The organism is Acinetobacter sp. ANC 5600, assembly GCF_002018395.1.
GTDB lineage: Bacteria > Pseudomonadota > Gammaproteobacteria > Pseudomonadales > Moraxellaceae > Acinetobacter > Acinetobacter amyesii.
The window spans coordinates 81,350-96,684 of sequence record NZ_MVKW01000007.1 but is presented as its reverse complement, the minus strand read 5'-3'; the positions used below and the strand labels follow the sequence as shown (position 1 = coordinate 96,684).

Below are 15,335 nucleotides of genomic sequence, written 5' to 3'. Positions count from 1 at the left end.
AGCATAGAGAAGACTAATCCTGTGAAATCAGTCATTATGCCCTTGGTGAATTCTCCTCGATACGCCAAACAATTATTTTTAGTAATTTTAGATTTTTTAGCGTTTCCAGTTCTCATTTGGTTTTGTTATGCGTTACGTGAATTTAATTTAGGTGCTGAAGTTGTTCCCAATATTGCCTTTGGCTCACTTTGGGTAAGTACTCTTGCTGTAGCTATGTCACTCATTTGTGGACTTTATCATTTTATTGTTCGTACATTTAATGAAGTTTTTTTTACGCGTTTAGCAATTGCTACAGGATTAACAATCTTAGGTTTATATGCTTTAGCGTATTGTAGTCATGCATTTATACCCACTTCAATTCCGTTGATGTTTGGTTTTTTAATGTTTGCTTGGGTGTGGTTTAGTCGTAGCGCAATTCGTTTTATCGTGAGAGCGAGTTTACAGACGAATATGCCCAAAAGAAAAATTGTGATTTATGGTGCAGGTTACGCAGGTCAACAAATTGCGGCGATGCTAAATCGTTCTGATGAGCATTTTCCATTATTTTTTATCGATGATGATGAGTCACTTACAGGGCAAATTATTGGTGGTTTAAAGGTTTATAATGCCGAACAAGCACTTAAGCATCTTGATCAAGAAAAAGTAGATGAAATCTTAATTGCGTTACCCTCTGTAGGACGTACACGTAAAAGTGAAATTGTGAAGTTCTTAGAGCCAGCGCATATTAAAATTACTGAAATTCCAGGCTTAACTAAGCTTGTAGATGGTGATATCCATGTTTCCGATATTCGTGAAATTGATATTATTGATTTATTGGGTCGTGACCCTGTACCTCCAGTTCCTGAATTACTGGCGAAAAACATCCAGAATAAAGTCGTGATGGTAACAGGAGCAGGAGGCTCAATTGGGTCGGAGTTGTGTCGGCAAATTATTAAAAACCACCCGCAAAAATTAGTAATATTTGAACTCACTGAGTTTGCACTATATAGCATTGATAAAGAGCTACGTCTGAATTGTAATATTGAAATTATTCCAATTTTAGGAACAGTATTAGATGAAGCTAAACTTGAGCGAGTCATTGAACAATACCACGTGCAAACCGTTTATCATGCAGCAGCTTATAAACATGTCCCCTTAGTTGAATGTAATCCTTTAGCAGGATTAAAAAATAACTCTGTGGGTACAGCTTTTAGTGTAAATGCAGCTGTTAAAAAAGGCGTGGAAACCTTTGTATTGATTTCAACTGATAAAGCAGTCCGCCCAACCAATGTGATGGGTGCTTCGAAGCGAATGGCAGAGCTATATTGCCAAGCAATGGCTGAGGCGCAAAATCAAACACAAATTAGTATTGTGCGTTTTGGTAATGTTCTAGGTTCTTCAGGTTCGGTCGTACCTTTATTTAAACAGCAAATTGCCAAAGGTGGCCCGATTACCGTTACACATCCTGATGTCACTCGTTACTTCATGACAATACCCGAAGCATCACAATTGGTTATTCAGGCTGGAGCTCTCGGCACAGGTGGTGATGTATTTTTGTTAGATATGGGAGATCCTGTTCGAATTCAGGATTTAGCACGTCAAATGATCGCTTTAAGTGGTTTAAAAGTTCGTGAAGAAGGAACGGATATCGGTGATATAGCAATTCATTATTCTGGATTACGGCCTGGTGAGAAATTGTATGAAGAGTTATTGATTGATCAGGAAGATACTCAAGTGACGGATCATAGTCGTATTCTTCGCTCATTTGAAAAGCATTATCCGCTTGAGGAATTACTGCCTATTTTTGAGCGAATTTATAACTTAACTGCAATTGAAGCCGATGTTAATTGGGCATTGGAGCAATTGGAGTTCTATGTTGATGGTTATATCCGTGGCAAAGAAATAAAAGTGAACTAATATCATTATTCTTTGAAAAATAAAACTGAATAAAAAGGGCGCTTAAGCGCCCTTTTTAATACCCTTAAATTATTCCACCGTCACAGACTTCGCCAAGTTACGTGGCTGATCGACATCTGTTCCACGCAGCACTGCAACATGGTATGAGAGCAGTTGTACTGGAATGCTATACACAATTGGTGCCAAGATTTCATTCACACTTGGCACATACACAACATGTTGACGATCTTTCGCTTTGATCCCGCTATTTTCATCTGCAAAGACAAATAACTCACCACCACGAGCTTGAACTTCTTCCATGTTCGATTTGAGTTTGTCCAACATGTCATCTTGTGGAGCTAGAATCACCACAGGCATATCATTATCAACCAGTGCCAATGGACCATGTTTTAATTCACCAGCCGCGTAGCCTTCTGCATGGATGTATGAAATCTCTTTAAGTTTTAAAGCACCTTCAAGGGCGATAGGGAACTCAGTTCCACGACCCAAGAATAGGCAGTGATTTTTTTCAACAAATAATTCTGATAGACGTAGAATCTCAGCATTATTTTGTAAAGTATCTAAAATCACTTTCGGTGTATGCCAAAGCGCTGCAATAATTTCAGAGACACGGTCATTTGAAATGCTTTGCTTAATTTGACCAATTTTCAATACCAATAGCATCAATGCCGCAAGCTGTGTGGTAAATGCTTTAGTCGAAGCAACACCAATTTCAGGGCCTGCGAGTGTTAACAAACTGTAGTTGGTTTCACGTACCATTGACGAAGTTGCGACGTTGCAAATGGTCATGGTGGTGATATTCAAGCTTTTCGCTGCTGCACGTTTTTGCGTATCACGCAGTGCAGCTAAAGTATCGGCTGTTTCACCTGATTGAGAAATACAAACATACAGTGTGTTATTCACAATCACAGGCGAGCGATAACGGAATTCACTGGCAATTTCGACTTGGCAAGGCACGTCAATCAGTTGTTCAAACCAATATTTGGCAATCATGCCGGCATGGTAGCTGGTACCACATGCGATGATTTGCACTTGTTGAATTTGGCTGAAATCTTGAGCTGCATTGGCAAGAAAATCATCACGAAGCGCATTACCATTTAAGGCTTGAGAAATCGTTTGTTTAATCGCTTCAGGCTGCTCATAAATTTCTTTGAGCATATAGTGTTTATATTCACCTTTTGAAGCATTGCTGACAGTCGCATCAAGCTCTTTGATTGGACGATTCACTAATTTACCATCGACGAATACTTCAATAGTATTACGAGTTAAACGTGCAATATCACCTTCTTCAAGGTAGATAAAACGGTTGGTAATTGGTAAAAGTGCCAATTGATCCGAGCTAATAAAGTTCTCGCCAATACCGACACCAATCACGAGAGGTGAACCTTCACGCACCGTGATTAATTCATCAGGATGGTCGGTATGTACGATACCCAGTGCATAAGCACCTTTGAGTTGAGGCACCACACTTTTAACCGCTTCTAAAAGACTCGGGGTGCTTTGTAAAGCGTCATTGACTAAATGTGCAACAACTTCTGTATCGGTTTGTGATGTAAAGACATAACCAAGCGCTTCAAGATCATCTTTAAGCTCTTGATAGTTTTCAATAATACCGTTATGAACAACAGCCACATTGCCTGAAATATGCGGATGGGCATTATTTTCAGTCGGTTTACCATGGGTTGCCCAGCGCGTATGTGCAATACCGACCGAACCTGCGATATCTGCCTCTTCAACGGCTTGTTCAAGATTTGCAACTTTACCTACGCGACGTTCACGTAGAACATGGCCTTTATTAATCAGCGCTAAACCTGCAGAGTCATAGCCACGATATTCAAGACGCTTTAAGCCTTCAATTAAAATATTGGTAATACTACGTTCTGCAACGCCACCGACAATACCGCACATAATTTAATCCTCTTATTTCTTCAATTTTTGGGGACGTTGATAGTTTTCTTTGGCAAATTGCTTCGAACGTTCTACCGCTAGGCTATTGTCTGCCACGTCACGTGTAATGGTTGAGCCAGCGCCCACTGTTGCACCATGACCAATAGTGACAGGAGCGACTAATGAGCTATTTGAGCCGATGAAGGCTGAGTCACCGATAATGGTTTTAAATTTGTTTGCGCCATCATAGTTGCAGGTAATGGTGCCTGCGCCAATGTTTGAACCTGCACCGACTTCTGCATCACCTAAATAGGTAAAGTGGTTGGCTTTTGAGCCTAACCCGACAGTGGTATTTTTAACTTCAACAAAGTTACCAATATGTACTTCTGCAGCTAATTTTGCGCCAGGGCGTAAACGTGCAAATGGACCGATTTGAGCGTCTTCACCAACAATGGCACTGTCAAAAACGCTATATGGTTGAACTTTAGTGCCTGCCGCAATCTTGGAGTTTTTAATGATACAACCTGCACCAATTTCAACGTTATCACCGAGTTCAACATCACCTTCAATAATCACGTTGATATCGATACGGACATCTTGACCAACAGTCAGTGTGCCACGTAAGTCGAAACGTGTAGGATCAATCAGGTGAACGCCTTGTTGCATCAGTTGTTTAGCTTGGAATGCTTGAAATTCACGCTCAAGGGCTGCCAATTGTACGCGGTCATTCACCCCTTCCACTTCGAATGCACGCTCTGGTTCAACAGATGCAACTTCGAGACCGTCGGCAATCGCCATTGCCACGATATCGGTCAGGTAATATTCACCTTGCGCATTATTATTGCTTAATTTTGGCAACCATTCGTGCAATTTAGCATTACTTACGGCATAAATACCGGTATTAAATTCTTTGATTTTACGTTGTTCTTCAGAGGCATCTTTGTGTTCAACAATGGCTTGAATTTTGCCATTTTCACGTACAATACGACCATAACCTGTCGCATCATTAACCGTTAGGGTTACTAAGCCAATACCTGTTTGAGTAGATGCATCTAATAGTTTTTGTAATGTTGCTTCAGTGATACAAGGCACATCACCTGAGAGAATCAAAGAAATCCCGGTTTTTGCGAGAACAGGCAGAGTCACTTTGACTGCATGGCCTGTACCCAATTGTTCTGCTTGTTCAACCCATTTGACATTTTCATGTGCAAACGCGTTTTGAACCAATTCACCGCCATGCCCATAAATGGTAATTATTTCTTCTGCATTTAGTTTTTTCGCAGTGTTGATGACATGGCCAAGTAGGGGTTGTCCTGCGAGTGGTTGTAATACTTTGGGTAAACGAGAACGCATACGTGTCCCTTTACCTGCAGCAAGAATAATAACGCTAGTAGACATGTTTAATCCTAGGTGTTTCTATTACATAGACAAAATATAAAAATAAATACAGATGCAAAGCGCGGCCCAAAGACCTGCAATAATGTCGTCGAACATGATGCCAAAGCCACCACCGACTTGACGGTCAATGACACGAATAGGCCACGGTTTCCAGACATCAAATAAACGGAATAAAGCAAAACCAATCAATGCCCAAGTCCAGCTCATTTGCCCAAGATATAAAATTGGGAGGAAGGTAATGGACTGACCGGCAAATTCATCCCATACGATGCGGCCATCATCATGAACACCCATGACTTTGGCGGTTTGACCGCAAATATAGATCCCAATAATCGACATGATGATCATGACTATAATGGAGTTGAAAAAGCCGATTGCAAGCCAACCTGGAATAAACAACAAAGCAAAAGCAGAGCCAAAGGTGCCCGGTGCTTTGGGTGCAAGACCCGAGCCAAATCCCACGCCACAAAAGGCGATGACTCGGTTAAACCAAGACATGGATTTAAAGTTAATGGCTGGCTTATGCAAAATGCTGGTATCCCTTAAATTTTATGACTTGGTCCACACCGTGGTTGTTATAACGGATTCCCAAATTTGGGGTGATTTGACCGATTTTACTAATGTTTACATCTAATTCTAGTTGCAGAAGTTTTTGATAATTCTGCGGGCTTATTGTAAAGCATAACTCATAGTCATCACCACCCGCGAGGGCGTACTGCCACTGCTTTTCTTGTTGTAATTGTTTTACATCGTGATCGATAGGAAGTTGATCTAATTCAATTTCTGCACCCACTTTAGAGGCATGCAAAATATGTCCTAAGTCCTGAGCCAAGCCGTCAGAGACATCGATCATGCTATGAGCTAAGCCTTTGAGCTGTTGACCAAGTTGGCAACGTGGTGTTGGATAATCTAAACGCTTTTGCAGTGGGTGTCCTAAATGCTGTAATCCATACGCAGCATCGCCAACTTGACCGCTGACACAAATGAAATCACCAACTTGAGCGCCTGAGCGGGTTACTGCTTTGCCTATATCGACCCAGCCTAATGCTGTGACTGAAATCGTCAGATGAGGACTTTGTGTGGTATCACCACCAATTAAACTCACACCAAATTGATCGCAACAATCATATAAACCCTGACTAAAGCCTTTGAGCCAGTCATGATCAATTTGGGGTAGGCTCAATGCCAATAAAATACTGTGTGGTTTGGCGCCCATTGCAGCAATGTCAGATAAATTGACGGCAACAGATTTCCAGCCGATGGCATGTGGGTTGGTGTCGAGAGGAAAATGACGTCCAGCAACGAGAGTATCGGTACAGATGACCAATTGTTGCTGTGGAGGAGGGGTGAGCAAGGCTGAGTCATCACCGACCCCTAAATCGACAGAATTGGTATTCTGACGATTAAAATAGGTATCAATGATCGAGAACTCAGCCATACAACGTACTACTTAAAAAATTAATTAGCTTGTTGTTTTTCTGCTGCACGCAATGTAGTCGCTAAACGATCCAATACACCATTGATGTATTTGTGGCTGTCTGCACCGCCAAAATGTTTAGCTAACTCGATCGCTTCATCGAGTACGACACGGTAAGGAATCTCAAGGTGTTCTTTGAGTTCATACGCGCCTAAACGAAGGGTTGCAAGTTCAACGCCATCTAAGGCTTCAACTTCGCGATCGAGTACAGGGATTAAAAGCGCATCCAATGCTTCATGATTGGCAACAACCTCGGTCAATAACTCGTGGTAATAGCCGAGATCTACCTTGTGCATGGCATTTTCCACACGCGTACGTGCTTCAATCTCATGCACAGGATTGCGGCTCATTTGCCATTCATAAATTCCTTGTACAGCAAAGCGACGTGCTTTACGTTTTGCTGCATAAGTTGCTTGAAGTGTTTGCGACATAGCGTTAAATAGCCTTTAACAAGTTAACCATTTCAATAGCAGTCAAAGCAGCTTCACTACCTTTATTGCCTGCTTTTGTACCTGAGCGTTCAATCGCTTGTTCAATACTATCCGTAGTCAATACACCATTAATTACTGGTAAGCCAGTGTCTAGACCAACAACGCCTAAACCTTTGGCACATTCGCCAGCAACAAAATCGAAGTGAGGCGTGCTACCACGAATCACTGCGCCAAGCGCGATGATGGCATCGAAACGATCTGAAGCTGCAAGTTTCTTCGCAACCACAGGAAGTTCCCAAGCACCCGGTGCATGAACAACAGTGATATTATCCTCTGATACGCCATGACGTTTCAATGTATCAACGGCACCTTCTAGCAAATGTTCAACAACAAAGCTATTAAAACGACCAACTAAAATCGCATAACGGTCTTCGTTCGCGAGATGTAACATACCTTCAATACGGCGAACTGCCATAGCAACCTCGATTATTTCTCTGATGTTTGATTTGCGGTGATGTATTCCACCACTTCTAAGTTAAAACCTGATAGTGCATTAAAGCGTAGTGGCGAGCTGAGTAGCTTCATTTTTTCCACGCCTAAATCACGTAAAATTTGTGCGCCGACACCAATGGTTTGGTACTGCTGTGACAGTGCTGCATTGGATTTAACATTTTTCGGTGCAGTTAAATTTTCTAAAGCAGGGCCTAAGTCCTGTAAATGACGCTGACCAATCCACACTAAAACACCACGATCGCTGGATGCGATTTCTTTCAGTGCTTTATCGAGATTCCACGCGGGAGCGCCATCTTGTTTATTCAGTTTTAGTAAGTCGCGAACTGGATTGAAACCGTGTACACGTACAGTGGTCACGCCTTGCTTTGGTTCGCCTTTCACAAGGGCTAAATGAATGTCTGGATTACCAATTTCACGGTAACGGAACAATTCAAATGTACCGTATTCTGTATCTAGTGTTTGCTGGTCTAGACGTTCAACCGTTTGTTCGTTGGTCATTCGGTAGTGAATCAGATCTGCAATGGTTCCCATTTTTAAGCCATGCTTTTCAGCAAACACTTCAAGGTCTGGGCGACGCGCCATAGTGCCGTCTTCATTGATGATTTCACAAATCACAGATGCGGGTTCTAGGCCGGCTAAACGCGATAAATCACAGCCTGCTTCAGTATGACCTGCACGGTGAAGGACGCCACCAGGCTGTGCCATCAGCGGGAAAATATGGCCTGGCTGTACGATGTCAGCTGGTTTAGCATGTGCAGCTACCGCTGTTTGAATGGTGTGCGCACGTTCAGCAGGTGAGATGCCTGTTGAAATGCCATTTGCTGCTTCAATAGACAAGGTAAAGTTGGTACCGTGCTGCGCACCATTGGCATCAACCATGAGTGGTAAATTTAACTGTTGGCAACGCTCTTTGCTGAGCGTTAAGCACACAAGACCACGCGCATGCGTAATCATGAAGTTGATATCTTCAGGGCGTACGTGGGTCGCAGCGATAACAAGGTCGCCTTCATTTTCACGATCTTCATCATCCATCAGGATGACCATTTTTCCTGCACGAATATCAGCTACGAGCTCTTCAACAGTATTGAGCGGCATCAATCTTCACCTTTTTTTTGTCTCGAATGACATTTACTTGCATTGATTGTTGCATAGTCTAACGTTTTTTTGCGTTCTTTGCCTATGCTTATCATTTTCCTTTAATGGCTCATTGTTATACACAGTCGTTAGAACCTTGAAAAGAGGACTTTATTTGAATTGTGCCATTTATGCTGAATCTTTAAACACTTGAAAAGCATAAAAATGGGTAAGCTTATACAGATTTTAAATAATTCAAATGAAAGAGATGAACAGTTTGTCGGAAAACTGTCGGTCTTTAACTCCATGAACTGTCACATAAAAATCAATCACGTTGATGCAGCCACATGGCTCTCTAAATATTGCCGAATCATCATCTTATTGGCATTTAAAATAGTTTTTTGCAAATGTGGATCTGCGGCTGCACGCGCAATTAAAACCGCACCGACCAATTGGGACATCATGGCCCAAGCTTTTTCTTCACTCGCCAAATGTGCGCTAAATAAAGCATGACCGCGCAGTAATTCCTTTTCATAGGCCTGTTTAATCGTGTCATCTGCACGAGCTACTTCGGTCGCAAGTGTCGGCAAAACACAGCCTTGTTCAGGATGTTCAAGGTGGGAAGGGGTTAAATAACGATCTAATTCAAAATTAATCCAGTCGGCTGCATTGTGATGCGGGTTGCTTTGCCACATGTTAAAGCTTTGCTGCAATTCATATTCAACCAATGCTTTGAGTAAATCCTGTTTTGACGAAAAATGTGAATAGAATGCGCCACTAGTGACACCTGCAGCTTTCATTAAGCCGTCAACACCTGTTGCAGCAAAGCCATTTTTTTTCGCAATTTGTCCGCTGATGGTTAAAAGTTCTTGGCGTTTTTGTTGTTTGTATTCGGGTTTGTAGCGCATGTGCATGACCCTAAAAAATTATGATTGACGATAAATTAATCATAACATAGTATTCGTTATAGTAACGATCGTTATTCAATAAAATTGATCGCACATGGAATAAAAAAACTATCCAGCACGAGGAGATCGTCATGGAAAATAAACATATATCTCAGCCTGCCAAAGGTGTGGCATTGATCATTGGTGCAGGAGATGCCACCGGCGGTGAAATAGCCAAACGTTTTGCCCGGGAGGGTTATATTGCTTGTATGACACGACGAAATGCAGACAAATTAAAGCCTTTAATTGCTGAAATTCAAACACAGGGAGGGACTGCTTTTGGCTTTGGTTCGGATGCTCGAAAAGAAGAGCAAGTGATTGAACTCATCGAGCATATCGAATCAAACATTGGCCCGATTGAGGTCATGGTCTTTAATATTGGTGCCAACGTCCCTTGTAGTATTTCGGAAGAAACCGCACGTAAATATTTCAAAATATGGGAGATGGCATGTTTCTCGGCTTTTTTAACGGGTCGGGAAGTGGCAAAACGCATGGTGACACGTGAACGAGGCACGATTATTTTCACAGGAGCAACAGCTGGGACACGTGGTGCGTCAGGATTTGCAGCATTTGCAGGGGCAAAACATGCGCTGCGGGCATTGGCACAAAGTATGGCACGGGAACTAGGTCCACGTAATATTCATGTTGCGCATGTGGTGGTTGATGGTGCAATTGATACCGATTTTATCAAAGATACATTCCCTGATCTTTATGCTAAAAAAGAGCAAGATGGTATTTTAAATCCAGTACATATTGCAGAAAATTATTGGCATCTCTCACAGCAACCACGAGATGCATGGACGCATGAATTAGATCTGCGACCGTGGATGGCACGTTGGTAAGCATTGATTTAAAAATATTAGGAAAATAAGCAAAAAAGGACGAAAAAAATGAAAGTCATTGAGTTTTATTTTGATGTTGGCAGTCCATATAGCTACATCGGATTTCACCGTATTCAGCACATTGCTGAGCAATATCAGGCAGAGATTATCTGGAAACCGATGTTATTGGGTGGGGTGTTTAAAGCTACTGGCAACAGTAGTCCGATGGCTGTGCCTGCAAAGGCACGCTATTCCATGCGGGATCTTAAACGCTGGTCAGATCTATGGCAGATACCTGTACAGATGAATCCGTATTTTCCAATCAATACTTTGCAGTTGATGCGTTTGATAACCGCAGTCCAGTTATTTCAGCCTGAAGCATTTCTCAATGTACTGACGGGTATTTTTAACGCGATGTTTGGTCAGCCACGCAATTTAAATGATCTCAATGAATTAATTCAATTGATGCAGGAGCTTGGATTGGATGTAGAGCAAGTTAAATCATGGCTTGAAGATGAAAAAGTAAAGTCTGAGCTGAAAGTGGTGACCGAAGAAGCTATTGAACGTGGTGTGTTTGGGGCGCCAAGTTGGTTTGTCGATGATGAGTTATATTGGGGTGTTGATCATTTACATTTTGTTGAGTATGCCTTGTCTGCAAAATGAATGACCCAGCGCGGTAGACCGTTCATTCAATTTAAAAGCAGCACTAATAAAAAAGCGAACCGAAGTTCGCTTTTTGTTTTTTGATACTAAGACTTAGAAGAAGCCCATTGGTTTGGTGTCATAGCTCACCAACAAGTTTTTGGTTTGTTGATAATGATCAAGCATCATTTTGTGGTTTTCCCGGCCGATCCCTGATTTTTTGTAGCCACCGAATGCTGCGTGTGCAGGGTAGATATGATAACAGTTGGTCCATACACGACCTGCCTGAATAGCACGACCCGCACGATATGAAGTATGCGCTGAACGCGACCAAACCCCTGCACCTAGACCATAAATCGTGTCATTGGCAATTTTAATGGCATCATCAAAGTCTTTAAAGGTTGCTACTGAAAGCACAGGGCCGAAGATTTCCTCTTGGAAAATCTTCATGTCATTGGTGCCTTTAAAAATCGTTGGCTCAATATAGAAACCTGTACCGACTTCATTTCGTGGGTCACCACCAGTAATGAGCTGTGCACCTTCATTTTTACCTGTAGCGATACAGCCCAAGATTTTATCTTGCTGCTCTTGCGATGCTTGTGCGCCAATCATGGTGTCAGTATCTAAAGGATGACCCGTCTTAATACGTTTCACACGCTCTACTGCCATTTCCAAGAATCGATCAGCAATGCTTTCCTGCACCAAAGCACGTGAAGGACAGGTACAGATTTCACCTTGGTTCAGCGCAAACATGGCAAAACCTTCGAGTGTTTTATCTAAGAATTCATCGTCTTTGTCCATGATGTCTTCAAAGAAGATGTTCGGTGATTTTCCACCAAGTTCTAAAGTCACAGGAATGATATTTTCAGTCGCATATTGCATGATCATTTGACCGACAGCGGTTGAACCTGTGAAGGCGATTTTTGAGATGCGTGGATTGGTCGCCAATGGACGACCGACTTCAACACCATAACCATTCACAATATTCAGCACGCCCGGTGGGAGTAGATCTTGAATGAGTTCAGCCAAGACCAAGATGCTGACAGGCGTTTGCTCCGCAGGTTTCAACACGATGCAGTTTCCCGCAGCCAATGCTGGAGCAAGTTTCCAAGCCGCCATCAAGATTGGGAAATTCCACGGAATAATTTGACCGACCACACCAAGTGGTTCATGGAAATGGTAAGCAATAGTATTTTCATCAATTTCAGAAATGCCGCCTTCTTGCGCACGGATACAGCCGGCAAAATAACGGAAGTGATCGATACACAGTGGAATATCAGCGGCTAAGGTTTCACGAATCGGTTTACCGTTGTCCCATGTTTCTGCGACAGCAAGGAGCTCTAGGTTTTCTTCAAGTCGATCGGCAATTTTTAATAAAATATTTGAGCGTGTGGTTGGGGAAGAGGCGTTCCATTGGGCTTTGGCTTTATGCGCTGCATCCAAAGCCAATTCGATATCTTCAGCAGAAGAACGTGGCACTTTGGTAAAAACTTTACCGTCTACAGGGGAGATATTTTCAAAGTATTCACCTTTCACTGGCGCGACCCATTGGCCACCAATCAGGTTTTCATACTGAGCTTTAAACTGAACTTTTGAACCGGGTTGATTAGGATCGACATAACGCATATGAATTTTCCTTTGCTTGTTTATTATGATCTTGTTGGGCTGCCCATCTGTGGCAATCTACAGCTTTGGTATAAGGTACTTTTGTACATTATTTGATTAGCATAGCCTGTATAAGGTTGGAAAAAGGTTGGAGACAAGAAGGTTTACAATATTTTTTTTCAGTCTTAAAAACAAAAGCCGGGAAACGGATTTTTAGTCATGAATTGTTGTGAGAATAATGAATGATGATACAGAAGGACTTATCTGAAAAACGACAGAATGTCGAACGGTTAAGGCAGGGCATGAGTCTGTCAAAGCAGCAAACCTCGCAATTGAATGAGAGCATTGCGAGTTCTTGGCAGCGATCTGCGCAGGCGGAAATTCCGGAAAATCGGAGTGCTGCGCCTTTGGTAAATTTAAGCCCTCAAAGTCAACAACAGTCGGCATTGCATCATGCGTTGCAACATTGTGCCGAAGATTTAAAACACATTGCCGAACAGTCGTCGATGGTACTTGCCGTGGGCGATGTAGGTAGCACGATTATTTGGAGTGCGTCGAGTCGGCAAATGCAAAGTGCTGCGGAAAGTGTACATTTTATTGCAGGTGGGCAATGGCGCGAAGAATTGGTCGGCACCAATGCATTAGCGTTGTCTTTAAAAACCCAACAGTCGAGTTGTGTGTTTTCAAATGAACATTACATGCCATCAGTACATGAATGGGTCTGCTATGCAGCACCGATTATCGATCCACATACGCAGCAAATTTTGGGCGTGGTTGATTTATCCACCGTGTGGAAAAACCACAATAGTTTAGGGCTACTTGCGGCTGAACGCTGCGCTTCGATTATTCAATCGGCTTTGCTCGATTTTCAAAAACAGCATTTGTATATTCGGGCCTTTGCAGTGCCGCAAGTGTTATTTAATGGCAAAGTGATGGTGCTGACCCCACGGCAAATTGAAATTTTGACTATCTTGGCGCTATGTCCGCAAGGCATGACCTTAGATACTTTGCATCAAGCCTTATATGGTGAACGTAAGGTGAGTGTTGGGACTTTAAAAGCTGAAATGTCGCAGCTACGCGATATTTTGGGCGGCATGTTAGGCTCACGTCCCTATCGTTTATTGGCACAAGTCGAAGCCGATTTTTTGCAAGCTGAGCAAGCTTTAGATGCAGGTTATATCGATTCGGCCTTAAAACTGTGTTCAGGGGTTTTCTTGGCTAAAACTGAAAGCCCATTTTTAGGGGCATGGCGTGATTGTCTTGAGTCACGATTGAGCCAAGCGATTTTTAATGCCAAAGAAACAGATGTTCTACTCAAACATGTCGCGCGTTTCCCTGAAGCTATCGATGCGGTTGAACGCCTTATTGAGCTGATGCCGAGATCACATCCCGTACATCAGACCTTGTTGAAATTAAAACAGTAAGTTGCAATGTCATTCGGGCTGTTAAAAACCTTTATTGGCCAGCCATTCAAAGAGCTGGGTATAGACTTGTTCACGCGCGGTTTTTTCCGAAAGCACTAAATCATGCAAGCCATTGTGTATGCTTTGAATGGTGACATCGCCCTGAATTTTCTTGGCATATTTTTGGATGTCTTTTACACCTAAAATCACATCACTGGTCTGCGCTGCTTTACCCCATTTTTTGGGATTTTTAGTTTGATGCGAGTGCATGACCAAGACCGGTACATCTAGGCTGATACCTCGATGAATCTCTTTTTGAGCCTCATAAATTGTCCGCACGAAACTTAAATACACCATTGGATAGCGGGTCTTTTTCCAGTCTAAATTGAAGTCCCATTCACCCTTGAGTTCGCGGTGTAAGCTGGCGGTGTACCACTTATTCAGTTCACTTGGAAATTTTAAATTGGGAAAGGTTTTTGCCAATTTACTGAGCTGTGGAATACCCAGCGCACGCTTAATCGGATTCATATTAAAGTCATAAAATGGACTGTTACACCACAGTGCTTTAATTAGAGAATGATTTGGATGATGGGCCGCATATAAGGTCGTGGTGAGGCCACCTGTGGAATGACCACAGAGCAGTAAAGCATCGTGCCCTTCAGCGGAGATAATCTCAAGGGCCTGGTCAATTTCAGCATCGTATTCGGAGAGGTTGTGCACATTATAATATTTTTGATGCGGGCGGATGGAGCGGCCATATTTTCTTAAATCCAAGGCATAAAAGTCGAAACCGTGCTGATTGAAGCGTTCCGCCATTTCGGTTTGGAAAAAATAATCGATAAAGCCATGGATATAGAGCACCGCTTTGGAGGTGGGGGCCGCTGCTTTTTTGCGAACCAGTGTGGCAACCACAGGGCCTTCATAATCATCCGGGAAGGTCAGCGTGGCTTGTTCATAGCCTGCGCCCAAAATGTCAGGCTGATACTGAATATGTGAATGGCTCATTATTATACTCATCAATATTATTGGACATTATGCTTTATCCTTGATGAGCCATAAGCTTTTGTCAAATGAATAATCGATGCTGATTTACGAACTAAAAAAAGAGTGACCTCAGTATGAAAACGACCAATCTAGAGTCGCTTCCCTGAAATAAAAAGTGAAATGGATTCAGTTGAGCCTACATCACCAAACTCAAAGGGTAATGTAGGCACTTAGGTCACTTAAACATGAAGACCTTT

The 15,335-nt window shown here is 42.5% G+C and carries 14 protein-coding genes; 4 read left to right on the top strand and 10 right to left on the bottom strand.

The features are described 5' to 3' along the window. Window positions 1-21: 21 nt before the first annotated feature. Window positions 22-1,896, top strand: coding sequence for a polysaccharide biosynthesis protein (locus tag B1201_RS14040; RefSeq protein ID WP_078194079.1), 1,875 nt, complete (start codon window positions 22-24; stop codon window positions 1,894-1,896). Window positions 1,897-1,965: 69 nt separating this feature from the next. On the opposite strand, the gene glmS is transcribed toward B1201_RS14040, so the two are convergent. The 8 genes from glmS to B1201_RS14000 form a co-directional block, all read right to left on the bottom strand. Next, window positions 1,966-3,804, bottom strand: coding sequence for a glutamine--fructose-6-phosphate transaminase (isomerizing) (glmS, locus tag B1201_RS14035; protein WP_078194078.1), 1,839 nt, complete (start codon window positions 3,802-3,804; stop codon window positions 1,966-1,968). A 12-nt stretch (window positions 3,805-3,816) separates the two neighbouring features. After that, window positions 3,817-5,181, bottom strand: a complete 1,365-nt coding sequence (gene glmU / locus B1201_RS14030; RefSeq protein WP_078194077.1) for a bifunctional UDP-N-acetylglucosamine diphosphorylase/glucosamine-1-phosphate N-acetyltransferase GlmU — start codon at window positions 5,179-5,181, stop codon at window positions 3,817-3,819. 21 nt (window positions 5,182-5,202) lie between these two features. Next, window positions 5,203-5,679 (bottom strand): phosphatidylglycerophosphatase A, encoded by a 477-nt coding sequence (locus B1201_RS14025; RefSeq protein WP_078194116.1) that lies wholly within the window; start codon window positions 5,677-5,679, stop codon window positions 5,203-5,205. A 22-nt stretch (window positions 5,680-5,701) separates the two neighbouring features. After that, window positions 5,702-6,619, bottom strand: a complete 918-nt coding sequence (gene thiL, locus B1201_RS14020; protein WP_078194076.1) for a thiamine-phosphate kinase — start codon at window positions 6,617-6,619, stop codon at window positions 5,702-5,704. A gap of 20 nt (window positions 6,620-6,639) precedes the next feature. Beyond that, window positions 6,640-7,089, bottom strand: a complete 450-nt coding sequence (gene nusB, locus B1201_RS14015; RefSeq protein WP_067765594.1) for a transcription antitermination factor NusB — start codon at window positions 7,087-7,089, stop codon at window positions 6,640-6,642. A 4-nt stretch (window positions 7,090-7,093) separates the two neighbouring features. Then, entirely contained in the window at window positions 7,094-7,564 is a 471-nt protein-coding gene (gene ribE / locus B1201_RS14010) for a 6,7-dimethyl-8-ribityllumazine synthase (protein ID WP_067765591.1), read from the bottom strand. Between the two features lie 11 nt (window positions 7,565-7,575). Beyond that, window positions 7,576-8,697: a bifunctional 3,4-dihydroxy-2-butanone-4-phosphate synthase/GTP cyclohydrolase II gene (ribBA, locus tag B1201_RS14005; RefSeq protein ID WP_078194075.1), complete on the bottom strand. Its 1,122-nt coding sequence runs from the start codon at window positions 8,695-8,697 to the stop codon at window positions 7,576-7,578. 308 nt (window positions 8,698-9,005) lie between these two features. After that, on the bottom strand, window positions 9,006-9,584 hold the full coding sequence (locus B1201_RS14000; protein ID WP_078194074.1) for a TetR/AcrR family transcriptional regulator: 579 nt from the start codon (window positions 9,582-9,584) through the stop codon (window positions 9,006-9,008). A 131-nt stretch (window positions 9,585-9,715) separates the two neighbouring features. Between B1201_RS14000 and B1201_RS13995 the strand changes: the two genes are divergently transcribed. Then, a complete protein-coding gene (locus B1201_RS13995; RefSeq protein ID WP_078194073.1) occupies window positions 9,716-10,465 on the top strand; it encodes an SDR family oxidoreductase in 750 nt (249 codons plus the stop codon). 48 nt (window positions 10,466-10,513) lie between these two features. Next, window positions 10,514-11,107: a 2-hydroxychromene-2-carboxylate isomerase gene (locus tag B1201_RS13990; protein WP_078194072.1), complete on the top strand. Its 594-nt coding sequence runs from the start codon at window positions 10,514-10,516 to the stop codon at window positions 11,105-11,107. Between the two features lie 93 nt (window positions 11,108-11,200). Here the strand turns inward: B1201_RS13990 and B1201_RS13985 are convergent, their stop codons facing one another. Further along, entirely contained in the window at window positions 11,201-12,712 is a 1,512-nt protein-coding gene (locus B1201_RS13985; protein WP_078194071.1) for an aldehyde dehydrogenase family protein, read from the bottom strand. A 221-nt stretch (window positions 12,713-12,933) separates the two neighbouring features. Here B1201_RS13985 and B1201_RS13980 point away from each other — a divergent pair, with 221 nt between their 5' ends. Next, on the top strand, window positions 12,934-14,115 hold the full coding sequence (locus B1201_RS13980; protein ID WP_078194070.1) for a helix-turn-helix domain-containing protein: 1,182 nt from the start codon (window positions 12,934-12,936) through the stop codon (window positions 14,113-14,115). A gap of 21 nt (window positions 14,116-14,136) precedes the next feature. Here the strand turns inward: B1201_RS13980 and B1201_RS13975 are convergent, their stop codons facing one another. Then, window positions 14,137-15,099, bottom strand: a complete 963-nt coding sequence (locus B1201_RS13975; protein ID WP_078194069.1) for an alpha/beta hydrolase — start codon at window positions 15,097-15,099, stop codon at window positions 14,137-14,139. Window positions 15,100-15,335: the final 236 nt, after the last annotated feature.

What these genes read in the sequence shown, in the direction of transcription:
- B1201_RS13990 (WP_078194072.1), top strand. Translation starts at nt 10,514, where the DNA reads ATGAAAGTCATTGAGTTTTATTTTGATGTTGGCAGTCCATATAGCTAC.
- B1201_RS13985 (WP_078194071.1), bottom strand. Translation starts at nt 12,712, where the DNA reads ATGCGTTATGTCGATCCTAATCAACCCGGTTCAAAAGTTCAGTTTAAA.
- ribE (WP_067765591.1), bottom strand. Translation starts at nt 7,564, where the DNA reads ATGGCAGTTCGCCGTATTGAAGGTATGTTACATCTCGCGAACGAAGAC.
- nusB (WP_067765594.1), bottom strand. Translation starts at nt 7,089, where the DNA reads ATGTCGCAAACACTTCAAGCAACTTATGCAGCAAAACGTAAAGCACGT.
- B1201_RS13995 (WP_078194073.1), top strand. Translation starts at nt 9,716, where the DNA reads ATGGAAAATAAACATATATCTCAGCCTGCCAAAGGTGTGGCATTGATC.
- B1201_RS13975 (WP_078194069.1), bottom strand. Translation starts at nt 15,099, where the DNA reads ATGAGCCATTCACATATTCAGTATCAGCCTGACATTTTGGGCGCAGGC.
- B1201_RS14000 (WP_078194074.1), bottom strand. Translation starts at nt 9,584, where the DNA reads ATGCGCTACAAACCCGAATACAAACAACAAAAACGCCAAGAACTTTTA.
- glmS (WP_078194078.1), bottom strand. Translation starts at nt 3,804, where the DNA reads ATGTGCGGTATTGTCGGTGGCGTTGCAGAACGTAGTATTACCAATATT.
- glmU (WP_078194077.1), bottom strand. Translation starts at nt 5,181, where the DNA reads ATGTCTACTAGCGTTATTATTCTTGCTGCAGGTAAAGGGACACGTATG.
- B1201_RS14025 (WP_078194116.1), bottom strand. Translation starts at nt 5,679, where the DNA reads ATGTCTTGGTTTAACCGAGTCATCGCCTTTTGTGGCGTGGGATTTGGC.
- B1201_RS13980 (WP_078194070.1), top strand. Translation starts at nt 12,934, where the DNA reads ATGATGATACAGAAGGACTTATCTGAAAAACGACAGAATGTCGAACGG.
- ribBA (WP_078194075.1), bottom strand. Translation starts at nt 8,697, where the DNA reads ATGCCGCTCAATACTGTTGAAGAGCTCGTAGCTGATATTCGTGCAGGA.
- thiL (WP_078194076.1), bottom strand. Translation starts at nt 6,619, where the DNA reads ATGGCTGAGTTCTCGATCATTGATACCTATTTTAATCGTCAGAATACC.